Genomic DNA, 19,561 nt, shown 5'->3' on the forward strand with positions numbered 1-19,561 from the left:
CGACCCCGACCTCGACGACTCGGCCCTTACCGGCCACGACCTCATCGTCCGCGAACTCGGCGCGACGGTCATCGAGGAGTTCCACCACGAGTGACGCGACGGTCATCGAGGAGTCCCACCACGAGTGACCCGCACGCCCCGTCGGACCCGCACACGGCGTCCGACGGCGGGTGTGGAGGGCAGGGCGTCCCGCGGTCCCGCGGCCGGCCGGTGTCGGCTACGTCCGCCGACCGCGGACGCCAGGCGCCGGCCTCTTCCACCAGCCCTCGCCGCCTTTTCCGCATGCCTTCGCCGGCCTCTTGCGCAAGCCCTCGCCGGGCGCGTCCGGAGGCGCATCGAGGGGCGGCTCTTCCGTGTGCGTCAGGTCGCCTCGTGAGGGGGCGGTCACGGGGCGGGCTCTTGCGGTGGGGCCGGTGGACGTTCGGTGGGGGAGTGGAGCACGTAGGCTCGGGGGCGTTCGGTTACGGCGTCTAGTGAGCCAGGAGCGATTGTGATTCCCGGTGGTGGGCAGCCCGACATGCAGCAGTTGCTGCAGCAGGCGCAGAAGATGCAGCAGGATCTGGCCGCGGCGCAGCAGGAGCTGGCCGAGGCGACTGTCGAGGGGACGGCGGGTGGTGGCCTGGTGAGGGCGACCGTCAGGGGCTCCGGTGAGCTCCAGGGTCTGGTCATCGACCCGAAGGCGGTGGACCCGGACGACACCGAGACCCTCGCCGATCTGGTGCTCGCGGCCGTCCGCGACGCGAACAGCGCCGCCACCGAGCTGCAGCAGCAGAAGCTCGGCCCCCTCGCGCAGGGCATGGGCGGAGCCGGTCTCCCCTTCTGACCCGGACCGGGGACGGGCCACGCGCCCCCCGGCCCCTGGGCCGGGGGCGCGGCAGCGAGCGGGGCCCCTGGGGGGCCGGGGCCGGGTGAGCCGGTGCGCCTCGCCGCCGGGCTCCGGTGCCCCGGAGGCTCTCCCCCGTGGGGCTGGGAGTCGGCGGCAGCGGCTAGTGGTGGCCCGTACGGGCCACTAACGTACTCAGAGAACGCAGAGAGAGCGCAGGCGGGAGCCATCCGTGTATGAAGGCGTGGTCCAGGACCTCATCGACGAGTTGGGCAGGCTGCCCGGCGTCGGTCCCAAGAGCGCGCAGCGGATCGCCTTCCACATCCTGCAGGCCGAGCCCGCGGACGTGCGTCGGCTGGCCAGTGCGCTGACCGAGGTCAAGGAGAAGGTCAGGTTCTGCGCGGTGTGCGGCAACGTCGCGCAGGAGGAGCAGTGCCGGGTCTGTCTCGATCCGCGCCGGGATCCGTCGGTCATCTGTGTGGTCGAGGAGCCCAAGGACGTCGTCGCGATCGAGCGGACCCGCGAGTTCCGCGGCCGGTACCACGTGCTGGGCGGGGCGATCAGCCCCATCGAGGGTGTGGGCCCCGACGATCTGCGGATACGGGAGCTGCTGTCCCGGCTCGCCGACGGGACGGTGACCGAGCTGATCCTCGCCACGGACCCCAACCTGGAGGGCGAGGCGACGGCCACGTACCTGGCGAGGATGGTCTCCGCGATGGGGCTGAGGGTGACGCGGCTGGCGAGCGGGCTGCCGGTCGGGGGCGACCTGGAGTACGCCGACGAGGTCACCCTGGGGCGGGCCTTCGAGGGAAGGCGCCTGCTCGATGTGTGAGTTCCGTGACCCGGGGCGGGGGCTTCGTCATGTGTGAGCGCAGGGGAGAGGTTGCCTGATGTCGGATGCGACGCTGAACGCCATCACCCAGGATCCCGACGACTTCGCCGTCCAGATCTGCGACCAGATCGAGAGCTTCCTCGTCTCGGTCGCCGAGGTCGCCAGGGGCGACGACCCGGACAGCGCCGTGCCCTATCTCCTGCTGGAGGTCTCGCAGCTGCTCCTCGCGGGCGGCCGGCTGGGCGCGCACGAGGACATCGTCCCGGACGAGCGGTACGAGCCGGACGTGGGCCCGGAGCCGGACGTGGACGAGCTGCGGGAGCGGCTGGCGGCGCTGCTGGACCCGGTCGACGTCTACTCGGAGGTCTTCGACCCGTACGTGCCGCGCACGGCGCCCGTCGCCTGCCGGATCTCGGACGACCTCGCCGATGTCGTCACCGATCTGCGGCACGGCATGGCCCACTACCGCGCCGGCCGCGTGAGCGAGGCCCTGTGGTGGTGGCAGTTCTCCTACCTCTCGAACTGGGGCCCGACCGCCTCCGCGGCCCTGCGCGCCCTCCAGTCCCTGGTGGCCCATGTCCGTCTGGACAAGCCCCTGGCGGAGCTGGACGGTCTCGACACCGACAGCAACGCCGCCGACGAGGACGGCGACGGCTCCCTGGAGGCCGAGGCGGGTGCCGTGATGGCCGCGGAGATCGGTGTGCCGCTGGGGCTCAAACACGCGTGAACCACGCGTGAACAGCGTCACGTTTCCGTGTCATCCGTGGCGCGGTGGGCAGGGGTTTCGCCGGACGGGTGCGCAGCTCGTCCGGTCGTTACACTGAGCCGATCAGTGGATCCCATCATTCCGGGCAGTGTCGCGCGGAGCGCCGGGGTCCCGGGAAATGATTCGAGGAGCGAGCACACGTGGGCCTTGTCGTGCAGAAGTACGGCGGCTCCTCCGTTGCCGATGCCGAGGGCATCAAGCGCGTTGCCAAGCGGGTCGTCGAAGCCAAGAAGAACGGCAACCAGGTTGTCGTCGTGGTCTCGGCGATGGGTGACACGACGGACGAGCTGATCGACCTCGCCTCAGAGGTGTCTCCGGTCGCCTCCGGGCGCGAGTTCGACATGCTGCTGACCGCCGGAGAGCGGATCTCCATGGCGCTGCTGGCGATGGCGATCAAATCCCTCGGCCACGAGGCGCAGTCGTTCACCGGCAGCCAGGCGGGTCTGATCACCGACTCCGCCCACAACAAGGCGCGGATCATCGACGTCACCCCGGGCCGGATCCAAAGCTCGGTGGACGAGGGCAACATCGCCATCGTCGCCGGCTTCCAGGGCGTCTCCCAGGACAGCAAGGACATCACCACGCTGGGCCGCGGTGGTTCGGACACCACGGCCGTGGCGCTGGCGGCGGCGCTGGGCGCCGAGGTCTGCGAGATCTACACGGACGTCGACGGCGTCTTCACCGCCGACCCGCGGGTGGTGAAGAAGGCGCGGAAGATCGACCGGATCTCCTTCGAGGACATGCTGGAGCTGGCGTCGTCCGGCTCCAAGGTGCTGCTGCACCGCTGTGTCGAGTACGCGCGCCGCTACAACATCCCGATCCATGTGCGCTCCTCCTTCTCCGGCCTGAAGGGCACGTGGGTCACGAACGAGCAGCCGGACGGGCAAGGGGAAGAGTCGATGGAGCAGGCGATCATCTCGGGTGTGGCGCACGACACGTCCGAGGCGAAGGTCACGGTCGTCGGGGTGCCCGACAAGCCGGGCGAGGCCGCGGCGCTCTTCCGTGCCGTCGCGGAGGCCGAGATCAACCTCGACATGGTCGTCCAGAACGTGTCGGCCGCCTCCACCGGGCTGACCGACATCTCCTTCACGCTGCCCAAGACCGAGGGCAAGAAGGCGATCGCGGCGCTGGAGAAGGTGCAGGGCACCGTCGGCTTCGACTCGCTGCGCTACGACGACCAGATCGCGAAGATCTCCCTGGTCGGTGCCGGGATGAAGACCAACCCGGGGGTGACGGCGACCTTCTTCGAGGCGCTGTCGAACGCCGGGGTCAACATCGAGCTGATCTCGACCTCGGAGATCCGGATCTCCGTGGTGACCCGGGAGGAGGCGGTGGGCGACGCGGTCCGCGCCGTCCACACCGCGTTCGGGCTCGACAGCGACACCGACGAGGCCGTGGTCTACGGCGGCACCGGCCGCTGACGCCGGGAGCCGCGGCGATCGGACCGGCACAACGACCGATCGGCCCCGCACAGTGGCTGACCGGACCGGCACAGTGGCTGATCGAGTCGGCACAACGGCTGACCGTGCCGCTGCGGCGACTGAGCGTATATGAGCAGCGGTTGACCGTACGGCGGTATTCCCGGGCCACTGGCCACGGCGGTACCCACTGACGGACAATGACGCTCCCCGCCCCTGCAACCGACAGGCGGCGGGGAGCGTCTTTGTCCGCTCCAGGCCTGACGTGCGGGGGGAGCGCGGTGGACGGTCCGGAGAAGACGGGGCATTCCTGATGACTGAGAGATGTGTGTATGACGGCATGTGGTGTGTTTTTGGGCACAGTGCCTGTCGCGTACAACCCTGACGGGGGGAAACGTGTCAAACAGGCGTGGCAGAGGTACTCGGAATCGCAACGGCCCCTGGCCGCCCCGGCATCAGCGCGCGCACCGCACGGCTCCCGGTGGCGGGAGGCATGCCTGTGATCGCGCCCTGGCCCGCCGCGCGCCCCGCGCGTCCGCTCACGCAGCATGGGGACGCTGACGAGGCGATGGCACCGGGCACCACAGTCGACCACCTGACCGAGACCTACCGCGCCCACTACAAGTCCCTGCTCGGGCTCGCGGCGCTCCTGCTCGACGACACCGCCTCCTGCGAGGATGTCGTCCAGGAGGCGTTCATCCGCGTCCACTCGGCGCGCAAGCGCGTGCGCGACCCCGAGAAGACCCTCGCCTACCTCAGGCAGACGGTCGTGAACCTCTCCCGCTCCGCGCTGCGTCGCCGCATCCTCGGGCTGAAACTGCTGTCCAAGCCGATGCCCGACATGGCGAGCGCCGAGGAGGGGGCGTACGAACAGCTCGAACGGGATCAGTTGATACAGGCGATGCGCGGTCTGCAGCGGCGTCAGCGGGAAGTGCTGGTGCTGCGGTATTTCGCCGACATGACCGAGGCTCAGGTGGCTGAGGTCCTCGGACTCTCGCTCGGCTCTGTGAAGGCGTACGGCTCGCGTGGCATCGCCGCGCTGCGCACCGCCATGGAGACGACGTCATGAGTGAGCGCAAGGAGCCCCCCGAGGAGAGGGAGCCCCGCGAGGAGAGAGCGCCTCGCGAGGAGCGGCCCAGCGAGGAGGGCGAGGAACGGGCGCCCCGGGAAGAGCGGGCGTCTCAGGAGCGGGCGTCTCAGGAGGAGCAGGCGCCCCAGGAAGAGCAGGCGCCTCAGGAAGAGCAAGCGCCCCAGGAAGAGCAGGCGCCCCAGGAGGAGCAAGCGCCCCAGGAGGACCGGGCGTCCTCCGATGAGGGGGAGGGGGCCGGGGCACCGATGGGCGGTGCGGCCTCGGCGCTCGGTCCCGAGGACGCGCTGCGCCGGCTGCTCCGCGACACCGTGCGGGAGGTCGAGCCGTCCGAGGCGAGCATGGAGCGGACGCTCGACCATCTGCGCCGCGCCGTGCCCGCCCGCCGCGCCCACCGCCGGCAGGCGATGGTCGGCGGGGTGGCGGCCGCGCTGGTCGCCGCCGTCGGCATCCCCGCCCTCTTCTACGGCGGTGTCGTCCCCGGCGCCGACGACGGCGACCACCCGGTGACCGCCGCCAGCACCCACGGCCAGACCCGGGGTCCCGACGCCGGTTCCGGCGGCAAGAGCGGCAAGGGCGGCGACGAGCACGACGGCGGCAAGGACAGGGACAAGGACAAGGGCGGCAAGGGGGACGGCCGCACCGGCCCCTCGCCCTCCGGCGGCCCCGGGAACGGCGGCCCGGGGGCCGACGAGACGCTGGCCGCCAGCGCGCCGGCCTGCGGCAGCGACCAGCTCGGCCAGGGCTCGGCGCAGTCGGGGGCCCCGGACAGCGCGGGTACCATCTACGGCAGCTTCCGGGTGGCCAACGTCTCCAGCGACGCCTGCACCGTCGAGGGGGAGGGTTTCGTCGCCGCCTCCGTCCAGGGCGACGGGGCGCGGGGGCAGGTGGCCGTCGTCGACCACACCACCGGGGACGCCGCACCGGGTCTGGGCGATCCGGCCGTCGCCCGCGACGAGGTGGTGCTCCAGCCCGGCCAGGCGTATGTGGTCAAGTTCGCCTGGGTGCCGAACGACAGCTGCGACGGCGGTTCGCCCTCGCCGCAGGGCGGGCGGAACGACGGCGAGACCAGCGGCACCCCCGACGCGGGCTCCGGCGACAGCGGTTCGGCCAGCGGCGGCGGTGACGCGGGCGGCGGTACGGGGACGCCGGGCCAGGCCGACGGCGGCGCTGGTCCCGGTGGCGGGGGCGGCGCCGATGTCGTCGTCTCCCACACCCCCGAGGGCGGCGCCCCGGTGGCCGACACCCGCCTTCCCGACGCCTGCGCCGGCGGGACGATCTACCGCACCGGCGTCATCCCGCAGGGCTGAGGCCCCGCCGCCCCCGGGGAGCCCCTCGGGAAGAGGTGCCCTCTTCCGGGTGGTGCGTCCGCGGGGGCGTACCGTTGGGGGCGTGTACCGGTTCCTGCTGACCCCGCGGTGGTGGGGAATCAACATCTTCGCCGTGCTGGCGATTCCGGTCTGCCTGCTGATGGGCAGCTGGCAGCTGAGCAGGTTCGACGACCGGGTGGAACGGCACCAGGCGCAGCAGGAGCACTCGAGGGACGCCGCGCACGCCGAGGCGGAGCCGCTCTCCTCGCTGCTGCCGCTCACCGAGGACACGGTGGGCCGCACCGCGAAGGTGACCGGGCGCTTCGATGCGGGGCACCCCCTCCTCGTCCCGGACCGCTCCCTCAAGGACGAGCGGGGCTTCTACGTGCTGTCCCTGCTGCGCACCGACGAGACGAAGGACGGCAAGGCCGTGCCCGTGGTGCGGGGCTGGCTGCCGGGCGGCGCGGACCCCGCGCGGGTGCCGGCGCCGCCGAAGGGCGAGGTCACCGTCCGCGGGGTGGTCCAGGCCGCCGAGTCGCAGAACGACGCGGGGCCGCACGCCGTGGGCGCGCTGCCGAAGGGGCAGCTCGGTTTCATCAGTGCCGCGGCGCTCGTCAACGTCGTGCCGTACGGCGTGGAGGACGCGTGGCTGACCGAGCAGCGGACCGAGAAGCCGCTGAGGCCGGTACCGCCGGTCGCGCCCGACGGTACCGGCCTCGACATGAAGGCCTTCCAGAACCTGGGCTACACGGCGCAGTGGTTCGTCTTCGCCGGGTTCGTCGTCTTCATGTGGTTCCGCTTCTTCCGCAGGGAGGCGGAGCTGGCCAAGGACGCCGCGCTCGGCCTCATTCCCGAGGAGAGCCCGGAGCCGGGGAGTCCGGAGCCGGGGAGTCCGCGGAGTCCGACGGGCTCCGCAGCGGGGCTTCCGGAAGGGGACGGCGGCCGTCCCGGCTCGTCCGCGGAAGATGCCGCAGGGCGAAGTCGATCTCCAGTCGGACCTGCTTGATCCGCTCCTCGACGACGAGCGAGCCGTGCCCCGCGTCGTACCGGTAGACCTCGTGCGGATGGCCGCGCTCGGCCAGCTTGGACACGTAGTTCTCGACCTGCCGGATGGGGCAGCGCGGGTCGTTGACGCCCGCGGAGATGTAGACGGGGGCGCGCACCTTCTCGACGTACGTCAGGGGCGAGGACGCCTCGAACCGCTCCGGCACCTCCTCGGGGGTGCCGCCCAGCAGGGTGCGGTCCATGGACTTGAGGGCCTCCATCTCGTCGTGGTACGCGGTCACGTAGTCGGCGACCGGTACGGCGGCCAGGCCGCAGGCCCACACCTCGGGCTGGGTGCCCAGGCCGAGGAGCGTCAGATAGCCGCCCCAGGAGCCGCCGGCCAGCACCAGCCGGTCGGGGTCGGCGAGCCCGGAGTCGACGGCCCAGGCGCGGACGGCGTCGATGTCCTCCAGCTCGATCAGGCCGACACGGTGCTTGAGCGCGTCCGTCCAGGCGCGGCCGTAGCCGGTGGAGCCCCGGTAGTTGACGCGGACCACGGCGAAACCGTGGTCGACCCAGGCGGCGGGCTGGCCGGCGAAGGAGTCGGTGTCGTGGTGGGTGGGTCCGCCGTGCACCTCGAAGACGGTGGGGAAGGGGCCCTGACCGGCGGGCTTCTGCACCAGCGCGTGGACGGTTCCGCCGGGGCCCTCCACCCAGGCGTCCTCGACCGGCACCGAGCCGGGCGCCGTCATCCCGGGCGGGTCGAGCACGGTGGCGCCGGTGGTGGAGCGGACCCGCGGCGGCTGGGCGGCCGACGACCACAGGAACTCGACGGTGCCGTCGGGCCGGGCCGTGGCGCCCATGACGGAGCCGGCGGGGGTGTCGATGCGGGTGCGGGTGCCGTCCGCGAGGTCGTAGCGGAACAGTTCGTCGCGGGCCTGGTGGCTGTGGGCGATCAGCAGCGCGGAGGCGTCCGGGTACCACTCGGCGGACAGGTCGCCGGGCAGGCCGAGGTCGAGTTCCCGCACCGTGCCGGCCAGCGGATCCCAGATCATCGGCTCCCACCGGCCGCGCCGCTGGTGCCCCACCAGCAGCCGGGCGTCTCCGTCCACGGGGGCGAAGCCGAGCACCGTGAGGCCGAGTTCCTTGGTGCCGCCCTCGCTGTCGTCGAGTTCGGCGACGGTGGAGCCGTCGGGCCGCACCACGCGCAGCGCGGAGTGCATGGCGTCCCCGTGCTCGGTGTGCTCGATCACCAGCAGCGTGCCGTCGTGGGAGAGGTCGCCCACCCCGGCCGACTCGCTGTGCCGGTAGATCTCGACGGGGGCGGGGGAGCCGGGGCGCCTCAGGTGGATCGTGGAGCCCTCGTCGTCGGTGGAGCGTCCGACGACGACCGTGCCGTCCCTGCCGAGGGCCAGCCCCGCCGGGTAGGAGGGCTCCAGTCCCTCGACGGCCGGGGCGTCGGGGCCGCCGGTGAAGGGCTGGCGCATCCAGACGCCGAACTCGTCGCCGTCGGTGTCGGAGAACCACCAGATCCACTCGCCGTCCGGCGTCAGCGTGCCGTCCGTCGTCCCGTTCGGCCGGTCGGTGACCTGCCGCTGCTCGCCCGTGGCCCGGTCCCAGGCGTACAGCTCGAACGTGCCCGTCGCGTTCGATACGAACAGCGAGCGGTCGGGGGCGTCCTCGGCCCACTCCGGGAGCGAGACGCGCGGCGCCCTGAACCGCTTCTCCCAGTCGGGCATGGCCGCTTCGGGCAGGGCCGCGGCGGGCTGGTCGGGCGTTGCGTTCTGATCCATGCGCCCCATTGTGGACCGGGACCGGTGGTCGGGGGCGCGGGTGGCGAACAGTACAGTTCGAGCCGTCCTTGTTCGAGCGGTTCCTCCGGGGCCCGAGGCGTTCCGGAGAGCCCGAGTGTCTGGTCGTGAGGCTGTGATGTCCCCCACTGTCCCCGTCGCACCGGGGGAGAGCGGCGATCTGGTGGTCGTGGGGATCGGGGCCGACGGATGGGCGGGGCTCCCCGAGTCGTCCCGCGAAGAGCTGCGCCGTGCCGAGGTGATCGTCGGCGGTGGCCGCCAGCTGGCGCTGCTGCCCGAGGAGTGCGCCGCCGCGCGGGTGCCGTGGCCCTCGCCGCTGCGGCCCGCGGTGCCCGGCCTGCTGGCGGCGCACGCCGGACGCCGCGTCGCGGTGCTCGCCAGCGGGGACCCGTTCTTCCACGGCATCGGGCGCACCCTGGTCGAGGCGCTGGGGGCGGTGCCCCGGGCGCTGCCGCACCCCTCGTCGGCCGGGTACGCGTGCGCGCGGCTGGGCTGGGCGCAGGAGGAGTGCGAGGTCGTCAGCGTCGTCGGCCGTCCGGCGGCGCGGATCGCGGCGGTGCTGCACCACGGGCGGCGGCTGCTGGTGCTCAGCGCGGGCGCGCACACCCCGGCCGAGGTCGCCGCGCTGCTGCGGGACCGCGGGTTCGGCGCCAGCCGGATGCGGGTGCTGGAGCAGCTGGGCGGGGACGGCGAGCGGGCGTACGAGGGCACCGCGGACGACTGGCCGCATCCGCCGGGCGATCCGCTCAACGTCGTGGCTATCGAGTGCGCCGCCGACCCGGACGGGCTGCGGCTCGGCGCCGTACCGGGGCTGCCCGACGAGGCGTACGAGCACGACGGCCAGCTCACCAAGCGCCATGTGCGGGCCGCCACGCTCGCCGCGCTGGCGCCCGCGCCCGGCGAACTGCTGTGGGATGTGGGCGGCGGCGCCGGTTCGGTCGCGGTGGAGTGGCTGCGCACGCACCCGGCGTGCCGCGCGGTGACCGTCGAACGCGACGGTGCGCGTGCCGCGCGCATCGTCCGCAACGCCGGCCGGCTCGGGGTGCCGGGCCTGCACGTCGTCACCGGCACGGCGCCGGCGGCGCTGGCCGGACTGCCCGCGCCCGACGCGGTGTTCATCGGCGGCGGGCTGACCGCGCCGGGACTGCTGGACGCCTGCTGGGAGGCGCTGCCGCCCGGGGGCCGGCTGGTCGCCAACACCGTGACCCTGGAGTCGGAGGCGCTGCTGGTGGACCGGTACCGGCGGCACGGCGGCGACCTGGTGCGGCTGGCCGTCGCACACGGGGTGCCGGTGGGCGGCTTCACCGGCTGGCGGCAGGCGATGCCGGTGACCCAGTGGGCGGTGCGCAAGCCCGCCCCCAGCGAGGCTGTGGGAGACGAGAGATGACCGTGTACTTCATCGGCGCCGGCCCCGGCGCCGCCGACCTCATCACGGTGCGCGGCGCCCGCACGCTCGCCGCCTGCCAGGTGTGCCTGTACGCGGGCAGCCTGGTGCCGCGCGAACTGCTCGCCGAGTGCCCGCCCGGCGCCCGCCTGGTGGACACCGCGCGGCTCGACCTGGACGCGATCACCGCCGAGCTGGTGCGGGCGCACACCGACGGGCACGACGTGGCGCGGCTGCACTCGGGCGACCCGTCGGTCTTCAGCGCCGTCGCCGAGCAGATGCGGCGGCTGGACGCGGCCGGGGTGCCGTACGAGGTGGTGCCGGGCGTGCCCGCGTTCGCGGCGGCCGCCGCCGCGCTGAAGCGGGAGCTGACGGTGCCCACGGTGGGGCAGACCGTGGTGCTGACCCGTATCGCCCGGCAGGCCACCCCCATGCCCGAGGGCGAGGACCTGGCCACGCTGGGGCGCAGCGGCGCGCTGCTCGTGCTGCACCTGGCGGTGCGGTACGTGGACGAGGTCGTCGCGGAACTGGAACCGCACTACGGCACCGACTGCCCGGCCGCCGTGGTGGCCTTCGCCAGCCGTCCGGAGGAGGTGGTCCTGCGGGGCACCCTGGCGGACATCGCCGGACAGGTGAGGGGCGCGGGCATCGGCAGGACCGCCGTCATCCTGGTCGGCCGCGCGCTGGCGGCTTCGCACTTCCGCGACAGCCACCTGTACTCCGCGGAGCGCGAGCGGCACGTGTGCTGAAGGGCGGCGTCGTTCCGGTGAGGGGGTGCCCCTTGCTGTTGTCCGCGGTCCGCGGGGATGCCGGTGGCTTGTCGCGCAGTTCCCCGCGCCCCTTTCGGGGCGCGGCCCCGTGCTGGATGCGCGAGTTCCGCGCCCTAGCGCACCGTGCTGCGGCCCACGACGGTTCCGGCGCGGTCGATGCACAGGACGTCCACCCGTACCGGGGCGCCGCGCAGGACGGCGAGGGCCTCGTCCCGCGCGGCCTCGGCGACCAGGTCGCCGAGCGGCACCCCGGCCGCCGCGCACAACTGGAGCGCGGCCAGCCCGGTGTTGGCCTCGGCCACCCGCCCGGCCAATGCCTCGCCGGCCCCGCCGCGCCGGGCCAGCCGGGCCAGGAACCCCTTGTCGACCTGGGAGCGCTTGGAGTGCAGGTCCAGATGCCCGGCGGCCAGCTTGGACAGCTTCGCGAAACCGCCGCAGACGGTCAGCCGGTCCACCGGGTGCCGCCGCACGTACTTGAGGACGGCACCCGCGAAGTCGCCCATGTCCAGCAGCGCGTCCTCGGGCAGCCCGTACTCGGCGACCACGGTCCGCTCCGAGGTGGAACCCGTGCAGCCCGCCACATGGGTGCGGCCCGCCGCGCGTGCCACGTCCACCCCGCGCCGGATCGAGTCGATCCACGCCGAGCACGAGTAGGGGACGACGATGCCGGTCGTGCCCAGGATCGACAGTCCCCCGACGATGCCCAGCCGCGGGTTCCAGGTGGAGCGCGCGATCTCCTCGCCGTTCTCCACCGCCAGCGTGATCTCCACATCGCCGCTGCCACCGCAGCGCCGGGCCACCTCGGCGACGTGCTCCCGCATCATCCGGCGCGGCACCGGGTTGACGGCGGGCTCGCCCACCTCCAGCGGGAGCCCGGCGCGGGTCACGGTGCCCACCCCGGGGCCCGCGCGGAAGACGACGCCGGAACCGGGCGCCAGCTCCCGCACGGTCGCCTCGACGACGGCACCATGCGTGACGTCCGGATCGTCCCCGGCGTCCTTGACGACGGCGGCCACGGCCCGGTCCGGCCCCAGCTCCTCGCGGGCCAGCGCGAAGGCGGGGGTCCCGCCCTTGGGCAGGGTGACCGTCACCGGGTCGGGGAAGTCCCCGGTGAGCAGCGCGGTATAGGCGGCCGTCGTCGCCGCCGTCGCGCACGCCCCGGTCGTCCAGCCGGGCCGCAGCCCGGTGCGCTTGAGCTGCGCCTCGCGCCCGCCGCTCGCCCCGCCCGTCTCAGCCATGGAAGGATCCCGGCCTCGTGCACGTACTGATTCTCGGCGGGACCAGCGAGGGCAGGCGGCTCGCCCGACTGCTGCACGGCGCGCCCGGCCTGCGCGTCACCAGCTCCCTCGCGGGCCGCGTCGCCGGTCCCCGGCTGCCCGTCGGCGAGGTACGCGTCGGCGGCTTCGGCGGTATCGCCGGGCTCACGGAGTGGCTGAGCGCACACCGTGTGGACGTACTCATCGACGCCACCCATCCCTTCGCCGAGACGATCAGTTTCCACGCCGCCGAGGCCGCGGCCGCAGCCCATGTTCCCCTGCTCGCCGTGCGCCGCCCCGGCTGGGTCCCCGCGGACGGCGACGTATGGCACCCGGCCGACTCCCTCGCCGAGGCCGCGGCACTGCTGCCGGAACTGGGCCGGCGCGTCTTCCTGACCACCGGACGCCTGGGACTGGCCGCCTTCGCCCGGCCGGAGACCGAGGCGCTGTGGTTCCTGGTCCGCTCCGTCGACCCGCCCGAGGCGGGACAGCCCGCCCCCGCACGGATGGAACTGCTGCTGGAGCGTGGGCCCTTCACCCTGGAGGGCGAGCGGGAGGTGCTGCGGGCCCACCGTATCGACGTCCTGGTCACCAAGGACAGCGGCGGCGAGGCGACCGCACCCAAACTGACGGCCGCCCGCGAGAGGGGCATCCCGGTGGTGGTCGTCCGCCGCCCGCCGGCCCCCGAGGGCGTACGGGTGGTGACGAGCCCCGAGGAGGCGGCAGCGGCGGTCCTCCCCGCTCCCTGACCGTCCGCGCTGCGGCCGTGCCGGGTGCCGGGTGCTCGGTGCCGGGTGCTCGGTGTCAGGACGGGCGTCCGCGCCCGTCGGGGAAGCCCGTCCCGGGCCCTCGGGGGCTTCCGACCCGGGGCGTACGTCCGCTCATCCCGCCGGGTGAGACGGTTCGCCCCGGCGACGGACGCCCCGCCCGCCGCCCGGTGCGATGTTCGTGCCATGAGCAGTGGTGGGCGGGGCAGTGGTGCGGCGGGGATGCCGGACACGGGGGCGGCGGGCGTGACGGGAGCGACGGGGGCGACCGGGGCGGCGCAGCCGCCGGGAGGGGCGACGGGCCGAACGGAGGGGACGGCGCCGCCGGGTGCGGCGGTTCCCGGTGGGGCGGTTTCGGACCCGGCGGTTTCCGGTGCGGTGGTGTCCGGGTCGACGGCGCTACACGGCCCGGCGGTTTCCGGTGCGGTGCTGATACGGCGCCGTACCGCCCCGCTGGGAACCGGACCGCGCCGCACCGTCCGGGCGGCGACCGGCTGGGGCGTCCTGTACGGCGGATTCGGCCTCGCGTGCGTGCTGACCGGGACGCCGCTGTTCGGCCGCGCCGGGGACCCGGGACCCGTCGGGCTGGGCTGGATCGTCGTGGCGGTGGGCGCGCTGGCGGCGTCGGCGTGCACGGCCGTGCACGCGTACGGGCCGCGCCCGGTGCTGCGGAGCGCGGTGTGGACGGCCTGCGGACTGGCGGCGGCGGGCGCCTTCAGCCTGCTGATGGACGTCATCACCCTGCTGTTCGGCCAGGGCGTGGACAGCCGGGCGTCGGCCGTGCAGCACGCGCTGGCGGGTGCCGGAGCCGTCCTGCTCGCCGCCGTCGCCACGACCACGGGCACCACGGGAACCACGGGAACCCCCGGCACCAGGGCCGGGGGTGCCGACTCCATTCCTGCCGGGGCCGGCACCGGAGCCGGTGGTGCCGTTCGTGCTGGGGCCGGCACCGGAGCCGGTGGTGCCGTTCGTGCCGGGGCCGGCACCGGAGCCGCGCTGCCAGGCGTGCCGCCTGAGCCCTCGGCCGCCTCTTGGCGGGTCCAACTGGCCGCCTGGGCGGGGACGGCGGCCTTCGTGCCGTACGCCGCCATGAAACTCGTCTGGGTCCTCGGCGGCACCTTCGCCGGGGTCTCGGGCGCGGAGGTGCGCGCCGCGTCGCGGCGCAACGGCGCGTCCGGCCTCTGGCTCGCCCTGGAAGCGCACGGCGTGGACGCGACCGTCCTGCTGGCCGGGCTCGGGACGTTCCTGCTGTGGGGCCTGGTGCGGCCCTGGGGCATGCGCTTCCCGCGCTGGACACCGCTGCTGCGCGGCCGTCGTGTGCCGCGCCGGCTCCCCCTGGCCCCGGCGCTGCTGGGGGCCGCCACCCTCGCGCCGTACGGTGCCCTCGGCCTCGCCTACCAGGCGCTGGCCACCGCCGGCGCCGTCCCGGTGCGGCGCGGCGACTTCCCCACCGCGGGCGACGCGTTGCTCGCCGGCTGGATCGGTGTGGCCGCCTTCGCGGTGTACGGGTCGGCACTGGCCGTCGCGGCCCGCTCCTACTGGCTCCGCACCCGGCCCCGCCGCCCCGCGCGGCGGTGAGGAGGCGACGGCCGGCTGACGGGCAAGGCCCTGGTGCGGCAGCGCGAGTGAGGCGTCGCGTGACGCGTGAGGCGCCACATGAGGCGTGAAGCGCCACATGACGCGTGAAGCGCCACATGAGGCGTGAAGCGCCACATGACGCGTGAGGTCCACGTGGGTGGGCGTGTGAGGTCGCGTGGGTGGGCGTTGTGTGGCGCGTGGGGTGCGTGTGGCGCTGTGTGACGCAGGCGGTGGGCGTCGCGAGCGTGGGGGCTCGGCCGCGCGCCGGGCCCCCGCGGGCGCCCTCAGCCGCCGGAGCCCGGCTCCGGGTACCGGCGCGGGGTCCACACGTACTCCCTGCCGTCCGGGCCCCGCGAGGTCCGGGTCTGCGAGGAGCCGACGAGGAGCAGCGTGCGCATGTCCACCCGCGCCGGGTCCAGCTCCGCGAGCCGGACGGTCGCGACGCGCTCCCCGTCGCCGCCCACGTCCCGGGCGACAACGACCGGGGTGTCCGGCGACCGGTGCTCCAGCAGCACCTCGCGGGCCTTGCCGACCTGCCAGGTGCGGCTGCGGGAGCCCGGGTTGTAGAGGGCGAGGACCAGGTCGGCCGCGGCGGCGGCGCGCAGCCGCTCGGCGATGACCTCCCACGGCTTGAGGCGGTCGGAGAGGGAGAGGACGGCGTAGTCGTGGCCGAGCGGCGCACCCGCGCGGGCCGCCACCGCGTTCGCGGCCGTGACGCCGGGCAGCACCCGCACCGGCACCTCGTCGTACGGCTCCTGCGCCGCGGCCTCCAGTACGGCGGTCGCCATCGCGAAGACGCCGGGGTCGCCGCCCGAGACCACGGCGACCCGCCGCCCCTGCCGCGCCAACTCCAGGGCGAACTCGGCGCGTTCGGCCTCCACCCGGTTGTCCGAGCCGTGCCGGCGCTGGCCGTCGCGGCGCGGCACCCGCTCCAGGTACGTGGTGTAGCCGACGAGGTCGTCGGCGGCGGCCAGCGCACCGCGCGTCTCGGGCGTCAGCCACAGCGGTCCGGCCGGCCCGGTGCCGACGACGACGACCTCGCCGCGCGCCCCCGGCCCCGCGGGCGCCCCCGCCCCGACCCTGCTCGGCAGCACCGCCACCGAGAAGTACGGCACGGAGTCCGGGTCCACGTCCGCGACCAGCCCGGTGCGTTCGCCGTCCATGGTGGCCCGCTCCACGTAGCGGGCCTCGGCGAGCCGTCCGGAACGCTCCAGCGCGCGCCGCACCTTGGGGAACGTACGGCCCAGCTTCATCACGGCGACCGCGTCGCTGGAGGCCAGCCGCGCGGTCAGCTCCTCCTCGTCCAGGGTGCCCGGCAGGATGGTCAGCGCCTCCTCGGCCTCCGAGAGGGGGGTGCCCAGCCGGGCGGCCGCCGCGCTGACGGAGGTGACGCCGGGGACGACCTCGGTCGGGTACCGGTGCGCCAGCCGCTTGTGCATGTGCATGTAGGAGCCGTAGAAGAGCGGGTCGCCCTCGGCGAGGACGGCCACCGTCCGCCCCGCGTCCAGGTGCGCGGCCAGCCGCGCCGCGGCCTGCGCGTAGAACTCCTCCAGCGCGCCCCGGTAGCCGCCGGGGTGGTCGGTCTCCTCCGTGGTGACGGGGTAGACCAGCGCCTCCTCGATGTGGTCGGGCCGCAGGTGCCGGGCGGCGATGGAGCGGGCGATCGAACGCCCGTGCCGGGCACTGTGGTACGCCACGACATCCGCCTCGGCGATGGCTTCCACGGCACGCACCGTCATCAGCGACGGATCGCCGGGCCCGAGCCCGACCCCGAGCAGCCGCCCGGTCGCCCCCTGACCGCCGCCTCCGGCACCACGCACGGTGATGCCGGAGGCGGCACCGCTCATCTCGCCGCCCACGGCACCGCTCACCTCGCTGCCCGTGCCGCCGTCCGCGCCGTCGCCCATGCCACCGCCCGCCTCGTCGCCCGTCTGAGTGGTCACGGCGCTCACTCCTCCTCGCTGGCGATGGCGTTGAGCGCGGCCACGGCCAGGGCGCTGCCGCCCCGGCGCCCGTGGACGACCAGGTGGTCGAGCCCCGAGGGGTGCGCGGCCAGCGCCTGCTTCGACTCGACGGCGCCGACGAACCCGACGGGCACCCCGATGACGGCGGCCGGCCGGGGCGCGCCCGCACCGCCCTCCTCCATCATCTCCAGCAGCCGGAAGAGCGCGGTGGGCGCGTTGCCGATCGCGACGACGGAACCCTCCAGGCGGTCCCGCCACAGTTCGAGGGCCGCGGCGGTCCGCGTCGTCCCCAACTCGGCCGCCAGGCCCGGCACACGCGGGTCGGACAGGGTGCAGACCACCTCGTTGCCGGCCGGGAGCCGCCTGCGGGTGACACCGCTCGCGATCATCTCGACGTCGCACAGGATCGGCGCCCCCGCACGCAGCGCCGCGCGGGCGCGGGTGACCGCGTGGCGGGTGAAGGCCAGGTCCCGTACGAGGTCGACCATGCCGCAGGCGTGGATCATCCGCACCGCGACCTGGCTCACCTCCTCCGGCAGCCCCGCCAGGTCCGCCTCCGCGCGGATGGTGGCAAAGGACTGCCGGTAGATGGCGGCCCCGTCCTTCTCGTACTCGAACACTGTGCCCTGCTTCCGGCTCTCGGCTCTCGTCATCGGGTGGTGGTGTCGGTCTGCGGGGTGGGCCGGCGGGGGGAGCCGCGGCGACCACCCGGGCGGACCGCCCGGGCCGCGGCCACGGCGGCGGCGAGAGAGGCGGAGTCCCCGAACGGAACGGGACCCGGCCGGGATTCCGACGCCCGCCGCCCGACGGAGGGTTCGGCACCGGGGGTTCCGGCATGGGCGGCCTCGGTGCCGGGGGTTCCGGCACCAGCGGTCCCGGCGCCGGAGGCTGCGGCACCAGCGGCCTCGACGCCGGAGGCTCCGGCGTGCGGAGGGCCGACGACGGACACGTGGTAGCCGTCCACGTCCGCGACCACCTCCACATGGGTGCCGTGCGGATGCCCGCACCGGCGCGCGCAGCCCGACCAGTACACGGGCAGCACACCGCCCCCGTCCCGGCCCGAGCCCTCCCACGCGTCTTCCTGTCCCGGCCTCCGCTCCCCGAGGGTGGCGGCGGCGTCCGCCCGCACATCCGTCAGGGCCTTGCCGCAGCCCGGCCGCCCGGCACAGGCGCCCACCCCCCGCCACGGGGAGCCGGGTTCCGTCACCAGTCCGGCGTCGGCGAGCGCGGCCAGGGCGCGCGGCGCCCGGCCGGCGGCGAGTCCCGGGACGACGACTCCGCGCCACGGCGTCACCCGCAGTTCACCGGCACCGTCCTCGCGCGCGGTGCGGATCAGCAGCCGCCACTGCTCGACGGTCAGCCGCCCGAGGGGCGCCAGCACGGACAGCGCGGCGGTCGCCGTTCCCGGGTGCGCGACCACGCCGGGTAGGGGCCCCCCGCCCCCGGCCGCACCGGTACCCGGGCCGGGACCGGTACCTGGGCCGGGACCGGCAGCGGAACCCGGCCCGTGAGCGGGGCCCGCGCCGTGAGCGGGGCCCGGCCCGTGAGCGGTGCCGTGCTCCGGTACGGGAACGAGGGTGCCGTCCCCGCAGGCGGCACGCGCCCGCTCGGCGATGCGGCGCACCAACGTGCCGCCCGCGCCCGCGAGGTCGGTGACCCGCCACGCCCGTACGCCGTGCTCCCGCGCCAGATCCAGAAACGTCTCGGCGGCGGTGAGGGCGGCCAGGGGAGCGTGCTCGCCCGGTACGCGTACGGCCTCCGTCGCACCCGCGGGCACCAGGAGCGCGTTCCCGTCCCGTACCGCGAGCAAGGTCACATCCGCACCGAGCGCGGCCACGTCCCCGCGCCCGTCGTCGAGCCCGAACAGGAACCGTCCCGACAGCTCCCGCACTGCTTCGCTTTCGCACAGCAGCCGGTCCAACTCGACGCGCCACAGCCGGAGATCGCGGTGGCCGCGCCCGTCCAGTCCCGACAGCGGCGAGGCCACGATGTTGCGTACCCGCTCGTGCGCGGCGGACGGCAGCAGGCCCGCGGCCCCGAGCATCCCGGCCAGTTCCGCGCCCCTTTCCTCGCGCAGCCCGCGGAGCTGGAGATTTCCCCGTGAGGTCAGGTGCAGAGCGCCGTCCCCGAGCCGCAGCGCCGCCTCGGCGAAGACCTCGGCCTGTCCGGCCCCCAGCGCGCCGCCGGGTATCCGGACGCGGGCGAGCGCCCCGTCCGCCGCCGTGTGCAGCCGCAGTGCACCAGGGCAGGCGTCGTCACGTACCCGGGGCACCGCACAACCCGTTGCGTCAGCAACGGTGGCGGCGTCCGGCGCGGACGGACGGGAAGGGGGCGTGACCATGGCGGCGAGCATACCCACCCCCCGCGGGACCCCCTGGCGTCCTCCTGGACCCGGAACCCGGAACCCGGACGCGGAACCCGGACCCGGACCCCGACGGACGGACGACCGCGCCCGGGGCACCCCGCGCCTGGGGCACCCCTGCGCCCGGCGCACCCCCGACCGCCCTCGTCCCCGGCGCCCCGGGCGCGGTACCCCTTCCACCCCGTACACCCTTACGATGCTCTGGGCGGACCACCCGGTCCGCCCGTATCGCCGGCGACGGCGACAGGGGAGGAAGCCCGGTGCGAATCCGGCGCGGTCCCGCCACTGTGAGCCCGGCCACGGAGCCGGGTGAGCCAGGAACTCCCTTCCCCGAGCACCGGTTTCGGCCGGGCACGGGGACCCATTCCGACACCGCCCGGGGCGTGGACACCCCGAGGAAGGGCCGACCGCAGCATGCCGCACTCGTCACGCGCCGACGCAGTCCCGGG

15 protein-coding genes, 1 pseudogene and 1 riboswitch are annotated in these 19,561 nt (G+C 74.8%); of the genes and pseudogenes, 11 read left to right on the forward strand and 5 right to left on the reverse strand.

Annotated elements, in window-relative coordinates; translation table 11 throughout:
- Positions 1 to 490: 490 nt before the first annotated feature.
- The 7 genes and pseudogenes from FM076_RS18000 to FM076_RS33970 form a co-directional block, all read left to right on the forward strand.
- Positions 491 to 823, forward strand: a complete 333-nt coding sequence (locus FM076_RS18000) for a YbaB/EbfC family nucleoid-associated protein (protein WP_173871976.1) — start codon at positions 491 to 493, stop codon at positions 821 to 823.
- Between the two features lie 232 nt (positions 824 to 1,055).
- A complete protein-coding gene (gene recR, locus FM076_RS18005; protein ID WP_173871978.1) occupies positions 1,056 to 1,655 on the forward strand; it encodes a recombination mediator RecR in 600 nt (199 codons plus the stop codon).
- 58 nt (positions 1,656 to 1,713) lie between these two features.
- Positions 1,714 to 2,382, forward strand: a complete 669-nt coding sequence (locus tag FM076_RS18010; RefSeq protein WP_173871980.1) for a DUF5063 domain-containing protein — start codon at positions 1,714 to 1,716, stop codon at positions 2,380 to 2,382.
- A gap of 179 nt (positions 2,383 to 2,561) precedes the next feature.
- Positions 2,562 to 3,842 carry an aspartate kinase gene (locus FM076_RS18015; protein WP_173871982.1) on the forward strand — a complete coding sequence of 427 codons (1,281 nt, stop codon included), beginning with the start codon at positions 2,562 to 2,564 and terminating at the stop codon, positions 3,840 to 3,842.
- Between the two features lie 496 nt (positions 3,843 to 4,338).
- Entirely contained in the window at positions 4,339 to 4,908 is a 570-nt protein-coding gene (locus FM076_RS18020; RefSeq protein WP_173874830.1) for a SigE family RNA polymerase sigma factor, read from the forward strand.
- A complete protein-coding gene (locus tag FM076_RS18025; RefSeq protein ID WP_243274554.1) occupies positions 4,905 to 6,236 on the forward strand; it encodes a DUF4232 domain-containing protein in 1,332 nt (443 codons plus the stop codon). Before FM076_RS18020 ends, FM076_RS18025 begins: the two co-directional genes overlap by 4 nt.
- Positions 6,124 to 6,996, forward strand: a pseudogene (locus tag FM076_RS33970) (SURF1 family protein); the annotation flags it as partial. The gene FM076_RS18025 and the pseudogene FM076_RS33970, both read left to right, overlap by 113 nt.
- A gap of 85 nt (positions 6,997 to 7,081) precedes the next feature.
- On the opposite strand, the gene FM076_RS18035 reads toward FM076_RS33970, so the two are convergent.
- Positions 7,082 to 9,013: a S9 family peptidase gene (locus tag FM076_RS18035; RefSeq protein ID WP_243274555.1), complete on the reverse strand. Its 1,932-nt coding sequence runs from the start codon at positions 9,011 to 9,013 to the stop codon at positions 7,082 to 7,084.
- Positions 9,014 to 9,149: 136 nt separating this feature from the next.
- On the opposite strand from FM076_RS18035, the gene cbiE reads away from it, so the two are divergent.
- Positions 9,150 to 10,418 (forward strand): precorrin-6y C5,15-methyltransferase (decarboxylating) subunit CbiE, encoded by a 1,269-nt coding sequence (gene cbiE / locus FM076_RS18040; RefSeq protein ID WP_173871986.1) that lies wholly within the window; start codon positions 9,150 to 9,152, stop codon positions 10,416 to 10,418.
- Positions 10,415 to 11,164 carry a precorrin-4 C(11)-methyltransferase gene (gene cobM, locus FM076_RS18045; RefSeq protein WP_173871988.1) on the forward strand — a complete coding sequence of 250 codons (750 nt, stop codon included), beginning with the start codon at positions 10,415 to 10,417 and terminating at the stop codon, positions 11,162 to 11,164. Before cbiE ends, cobM begins: the two co-directional genes overlap by 4 nt.
- Positions 11,165 to 11,298: 134 nt before the next feature.
- On the opposite strand, the gene FM076_RS18050 is transcribed toward cobM, so the two are convergent.
- Positions 11,299 to 12,423 carry a cobalt-precorrin-5B (C(1))-methyltransferase gene (locus FM076_RS18050; protein ID WP_173871990.1) on the reverse strand — a complete coding sequence of 375 codons (1,125 nt, stop codon included), beginning with the start codon at positions 12,421 to 12,423 and terminating at the stop codon, positions 11,299 to 11,301.
- Between the two features lie 17 nt (positions 12,424 to 12,440).
- Here FM076_RS18050 and FM076_RS18055 point away from each other — a divergent pair, with 17 nt between their 5' ends.
- Both FM076_RS18055 and FM076_RS33975 read left to right on the forward strand, forming a co-directional pair.
- Complete coding sequence (locus tag FM076_RS18055) at positions 12,441 to 13,190, forward strand: cobalt-precorrin-6A reductase (protein WP_173871992.1); 750 nt, start codon at positions 12,441 to 12,443, stop codon at positions 13,188 to 13,190.
- Positions 13,191 to 13,634: 444 nt separating this feature from the next.
- Positions 13,635 to 14,786 carry a hypothetical protein gene (locus FM076_RS33975; RefSeq protein ID WP_345945072.1) on the forward strand — a complete coding sequence of 384 codons (1,152 nt, stop codon included), beginning with the start codon at positions 13,635 to 13,637 and terminating at the stop codon, positions 14,784 to 14,786.
- Between the two features lie 284 nt (positions 14,787 to 15,070).
- Here the strand turns inward: FM076_RS33975 and FM076_RS18065 are convergent, their stop codons facing one another.
- The 3 genes from FM076_RS18065 to cobG all read right to left on the reverse strand — a co-directional run bounded on the left by FM076_RS18065 (position 15,071) and on the right by cobG (position 19,022).
- Positions 15,071 to 16,633, reverse strand: coding sequence for a precorrin-2 C(20)-methyltransferase (locus tag FM076_RS18065; protein ID WP_173874833.1), 1,563 nt, complete (start codon positions 16,631 to 16,633; stop codon positions 15,071 to 15,073).
- A 101-nt stretch (positions 16,634 to 16,734) separates the two neighbouring features.
- Entirely contained in the window at positions 16,735 to 17,370 is a 636-nt protein-coding gene (locus FM076_RS18070; protein WP_173874834.1) for a precorrin-8X methylmutase, read from the reverse strand.
- Between the two features lie 29 nt (positions 17,371 to 17,399).
- On the reverse strand, positions 17,400 to 19,022 hold the full coding sequence (gene cobG / locus FM076_RS18075; protein WP_345945073.1) for a precorrin-3B synthase: 1,623 nt from the start codon (positions 19,020 to 19,022) through the stop codon (positions 17,400 to 17,402).
- Between the two features lie 339 nt (positions 19,023 to 19,361).
- Positions 19,362 to 19,436, forward strand: a riboswitch (cobalamin riboswitch).
- The last annotated feature ends 125 nt before the right edge of the window (positions 19,437 to 19,561 follow it).

The sequence above is a fragment of the Streptomyces albus subsp. chlorinus genome (assembly GCF_013302895.1).
In the GTDB taxonomy this organism is placed as follows: domain Bacteria; phylum Actinomycetota; class Actinomycetes; order Streptomycetales; family Streptomycetaceae; genus Streptomyces; species Streptomyces chlorinus.

Bases quoted from the DNA above. Each gene is read 5' to 3' on its own strand.
- FM076_RS18010 (WP_173871980.1), top strand. From the start codon at position 1,714: ATGTCGGATGCGACGCTGAACGCCATCACCCAGGATCCCGACGACTTC.
- FM076_RS18065 (WP_173874833.1), bottom strand. From the start codon at position 16,633: ATGAGCGGTGCCGCCTCCGGCATCACCGTGCGTGGTGCCGGAGGCGGC.
- FM076_RS18035 (WP_243274555.1), bottom strand. From the start codon at position 9,013: ATGGATCAGAACGCAACGCCCGACCAGCCCGCCGCGGCCCTGCCCGAA.
- cobM (WP_173871988.1), top strand. From the start codon at position 10,415: ATGACCGTGTACTTCATCGGCGCCGGCCCCGGCGCCGCCGACCTCATC.
- cbiE (WP_173871986.1), top strand. From the start codon at position 9,150: ATGTCCCCCACTGTCCCCGTCGCACCGGGGGAGAGCGGCGATCTGGTG.
- FM076_RS18025 (WP_243274554.1), top strand. From the start codon at position 4,905: ATGAGTGAGCGCAAGGAGCCCCCCGAGGAGAGGGAGCCCCGCGAGGAG.
- FM076_RS18050 (WP_173871990.1), bottom strand. From the start codon at position 12,423: ATGGCTGAGACGGGCGGGGCGAGCGGCGGGCGCGAGGCGCAGCTCAAG.